Source organism: Halochromatium sp., assembly GCF_046541315.1.
Classification (GTDB): domain Bacteria; phylum Pseudomonadota; class Gammaproteobacteria; order Chromatiales; family Chromatiaceae; genus Lamprobacter.
The window spans coordinates 1-3,957 of record NZ_JBKHDN010000230.1 but is presented as its reverse complement, the minus strand read 5'-3'; the positions used below and the strand labels follow the sequence as shown (position 1 = coordinate 3,957).

The window sequence follows — 3,957 nt, the reverse complement described above, 5'->3', positions numbered from 1 at the left end:
CGCATCCAGATGCCGCGCGATCAGCGCCGGCACCTCGGCCTCGGCATCCCCAAACACCTCCCGCGCGAACAAGGCCCGGCGCTGCGGGCGAGTCAGCGGGCGAAATTGCAGCTTGATCTCGAAGCGCCGCAGCGCGGCCTGGTCCAGGCTCTGCATGCGATTGGTCGCGGCGATGAAGATGCCCGGATAGCGCTCCATCTGCTGCAACAGCTCGTTGACCTGGGTGCGCTCCCAGCTGTGGCGCGCCTGGCTGCGATCGGTGAGGAAGCTGTCGACCTCATCGAGCAGCAGGACGCTCTGCACCGGATCGGCGTCCTGGAACAGCCGCGCCAGGTTCTGCTCGGTCTCGCCGACATAGGGCGAGACCAGCTCCGAGCCCTGACGCACGATCAACTCCCGATCCAGGGCCTCGGCCAGCACCTCGGCGAACTGGGTCTTGCCGGTGCCGGGCGGGCCGTAGAAGCAGAGGCTGCCCTGACCGCGTCGTTCGAGCGCCGCTAACAGCTGCATCGGACTCAACTCGCCGTCCAGATTCAGAAATGCTGGATCGAAGGCCGTCGCCGGGGTGCGCCGACGCAGCATCGGCGCCCCCTGGAGCAGGCTGCGCTGCGCCGAGATCCCGGCCCGGGCCACCGCATCCGCATCGGCCTTCGGATCGGCCTGGGTGCGCAGCCGCACCAAGCGGCGCGCCGCCCCGAACTGCGCCGGCCGCAGCGCCGCATCGCCCGCCAGCTCATCCAACACCTGCGCCGAGACGCCGGTGTCGGCCAACTGCCGCTCGGCCATCTGCCGACGCACCGAGCGCGGCGGGGTGCGAAACGCCAGCGGCAGCAAGAACCGGCGCAAAAACGCCGGGTCCATGGTCTCGGCATCGTTGGTGATCCAGATCGCCGGCACCGCGTTCTCCTCCAGGATGCGGTTCATCCAGCCCTTCTGCTGGCCGGTGCGCTGTCCGCGCAACAGCGCGAGCAGGTTGTCGCTGCGCTCGAACACATCCTCGACCTCGTCGAACAGCAACAGCGCATCGGTGCGCCGGGCGAGCAGACGCTGGGCCAAGAGATAGGCCGAGAGCCGTCCGCGCCGATTCAGCCCATCGCCGTCCTCATCGCTGCTGCGCACCTGATACAGGGCCAAGCCCTGATCGGCCGCCAGTGCGCGGGCGAATTCGGTCTTGCCGGTCCCGGGTGGGCCGTAGAGCAGGGCATTGACGCCGCTGCTGCGGGTGGCCAAGGCCTGCGCCAGGGTTTCAGCCAGGGCTTGGCTCTCGCTGGCCAGATGCGGGAAGTCGGCCAGCGCCCAGTCGGCCGCAGGTGCGGGCTCGATCAGTGCGCCGAGCAATTCCTCGCGGGTGGTCGGCGCGGCCTCCAGCACCGTCTTCAGCAGCTCGCTGGCGTTCAGGAAGTCTTCCAGATCGGCCTCTGGCTCATAGGTCATCAATCCCAGCCGGCGCAGCGGGGCGCCGGCGCGCAGCCGTTCCGCGAGTGCGGTCTCAGGCAGGGATAACACGCGCGCCAAGCGCGCGCGGTTCGACGCACTCGTGGCGCGCTCCGTACAGCGCAGCAGCGACCGCAAGGGCTCGGAGCCGGCGTGATGATCGAGATAGTCGAGCAGTTGCGCCTCGACCTCATCCAACCCCAGCACCTCGGCGAGCAGGCGCACGGTGGGGCTGACCGGGGCCGTGCCGTCGGCGGTTTGCAGACGGGTTTGGACCGCGGCCTTCTGGTCGGCGAACAGGTGCCGCAACAGCCGGTATCCGTCATCGTCGTCGAGGGTCGGCGTCTCCAGGGCCATGGGCAGACCGGTCAAGGCGTCGACGGTCTCGGGTTCCAGTGCCTCGGCCTGGGCGAGCACCCAGTCGGCCAGGGCCTGCGGCTCCAGCAGCGGCAGCAGTAGTTGCAGCAACTCCGCACTGGCCCGCCGGGGCGGAAGTCCGAGAGGGCTCAGGCCGAGGAAGGGGCTCACCCCGAGGGCGAGGCGCGCCTGTCGCCGGGAGGCGGCGGGGATCTGCGCGAGATCGGAACGCCAGACGTCGACCTGAGGTGGCGAGGGGCGGTGACGAGGCGTTGAGGAAGCCGGACGGTGGGGGCGGGGATGGCTGGGCATGCGGGTGCTCCGTGGCGGGTTTCGGCCATTGAACCAAACGCGTGCGACAGCGAGTGTCTGACCGGCGCGAGCGGGTACGAACGGACGGCTGAACAGGGCGTGCATGTCCCGCTCGGTCCCGCCCCGGGCGATTCGCAGCCCTTCCGGCGGTTGGCGGAACGGTCGAGATAGACAGCCCACGAGTGCTGGCGTAAGGTGCCGACGACCACCGTCGGCATCGGCCCTGGTTTCGCCATTCACCCTCACCACCGGACACAACGAATGCAACCAGGCGCGGCTTTGCCGCTTGTGTTGTCCGGCGATCGGATGGAACGACACGATGATTCCGCTGACCCCCCTTGCAACCCGCAGCCCGGAGCGGCCATCGCGTCGGGTCCTCTCGAGCCCGGGCCCAAAAGCCGAACTGCTCGGCCTGCTGCGCCCAACGAACCGGCACCCCCGACGCTCACTCCCCCGCATGCGCTGGCCGGTGCAGGCCGGCTTTCCGTCACCGGCCGAGGACGATCAGGACGCGGCGATCGACCTCAATGAGCTGCTTGCCCCACACCCCGAGGCGTGCTTCCTGCTGCGCGTCAGCGGCGAGTCGATGACCGGTGCCGGCATCGACGATGGCGATGTTCTGGTGGTCGATCGCGCGCTCGAGCCCAGTCATGGCCGCATCGTCATTGCCGTGGTCGATGGCGAGTTCACCGTCAAACGCCTGCACCATCGCCCCCAGGCGGTCCGGCTTGAAGCCGCCCATGCCGACTACCCACCGATCACCCTCAGCGATGGCCAGGAGCTGCAGGTCTGGGGCGTGGTCACGCGGGTGATCAAGAGCGTCTGACCAAGCCGCTGCACAGGACCACCGCCCATGCCCATCGCCCTGGTCGACTGCAACAGCTTCTACGCCGCCTGCGAGCAGGTGTTTCGCCCGGATCTGCGCGCGCGCGCGGTGGTCGTGCTCTCCAACAACGATGGTTGTGTCGTCGCCCGCTCCAAGGAGGCCAAGGCGCTGGGTATCGGTATGGGCGAGCCCTGGTTTCAGGTCCAGCAACGTTTGCGGGAGGCGGGCGCCGGGAGCGAGGCCGTCACCGCCCTGTCGAGCAACTACGCCCTCTATGCCGACATGAGCCGGCGCGTCATGCGCCTCCTGGCCCGCTTCGCCCCGCATCAGGAGATCTACTCGATCGACGAATGCTTCCTCGACCTCAGCGGCCTGGCCGAGACGCCCACCTCGCTCGGCGCGCGCCTCCGTGACACCGTCCTGCGCTGGACCGGACTGCCGGTCTGCGTCGGCATCGGCCCGACCAAGACCCTGGCCAAGCTCGCCAATCACCTGGCCAAGCAGGACCCGGCCTGGCAGGGGGTCTGCGATCTTGAAGCGCTGCCAGAGACCGAGATCGACGACCAGCTCGCACAGCGTCCGGTCGGCGCGGTCTGGGGAGTCGGATCACGGCTGGCGGCGCGCCTGCAGACGCTCGGCATCCACAGCGCCCTGGATCTGCGGCGTGCGCCACCACGGCAGATCCGTCAGCACTTCTCGGTGACCCTCGAGCGCACCGCCCTGGAGCTGCGCGGTATCGCCTGCCTGGACCTGGAGGCGATCGCGCCCGACAAGCAGCAGATCCGCTGCTCGCGGTCCTTCGGCGTGCCGGTGACCTGTCGCGAGGAACTCGCCGAGGCGCTGACCGCCTTCACCAGCCGCGCGGCCGAGAAGCTGCGCGCCCAGCAGGGCCTGGCGAGTGCCCTGGTGGTGGAGATCCGCACCCAGCGTTTTCGCCAGGATCCGCCCCCGTATGCCGCCAGCCGCGTTCAGCCGCTGGCCGCGCCCAGTGCCGACAGCCGCCGGCTCGCCGCCGCCGCCGGCCGTGC

3 protein-coding genes are annotated in these 3,957 nt (G+C 69.6%); 2 read left to right on the top strand and 1 reads right to left on the bottom strand.

Annotation, left to right across the window (positions count from 1 at the left end):
• A partial coding sequence (locus ACLFQI_RS12205; protein WP_410759710.1) for an AAA family ATPase occupies nucleotides 1-1,902 on the bottom strand: 1,902 nt, incomplete at its 3' end.
• A gap of 658 nt (nucleotides 1,903-2,560) precedes the next feature.
• Here ACLFQI_RS12205 and ACLFQI_RS12200 point away from each other — a divergent pair.
• Both ACLFQI_RS12200 and ACLFQI_RS12195 read left to right on the top strand, forming a co-directional pair.
• The gene (locus ACLFQI_RS12200; protein WP_410759709.1) at nucleotides 2,561-2,929 is read left to right on the top strand and encodes a LexA family protein; all 369 of its coding nucleotides are present in this window, start codon (nucleotides 2,561-2,563) and stop codon (nucleotides 2,927-2,929) included.
• Between the two features lie 27 nt (nucleotides 2,930-2,956).
• Nucleotides 2,957-3,957 (top strand): Y-family DNA polymerase (locus ACLFQI_RS12195; RefSeq protein WP_410759707.1); only part of this gene is annotated, 1,001 nt, incomplete at its 3' end.

Bases quoted from the DNA above. Each gene is read 5' to 3' on its own strand.
- ACLFQI_RS12200 (WP_410759709.1), top strand. From the start codon at position 2,561: ATGCGCTGGCCGGTGCAGGCCGGCTTTCCGTCACCGGCCGAGGACGAT.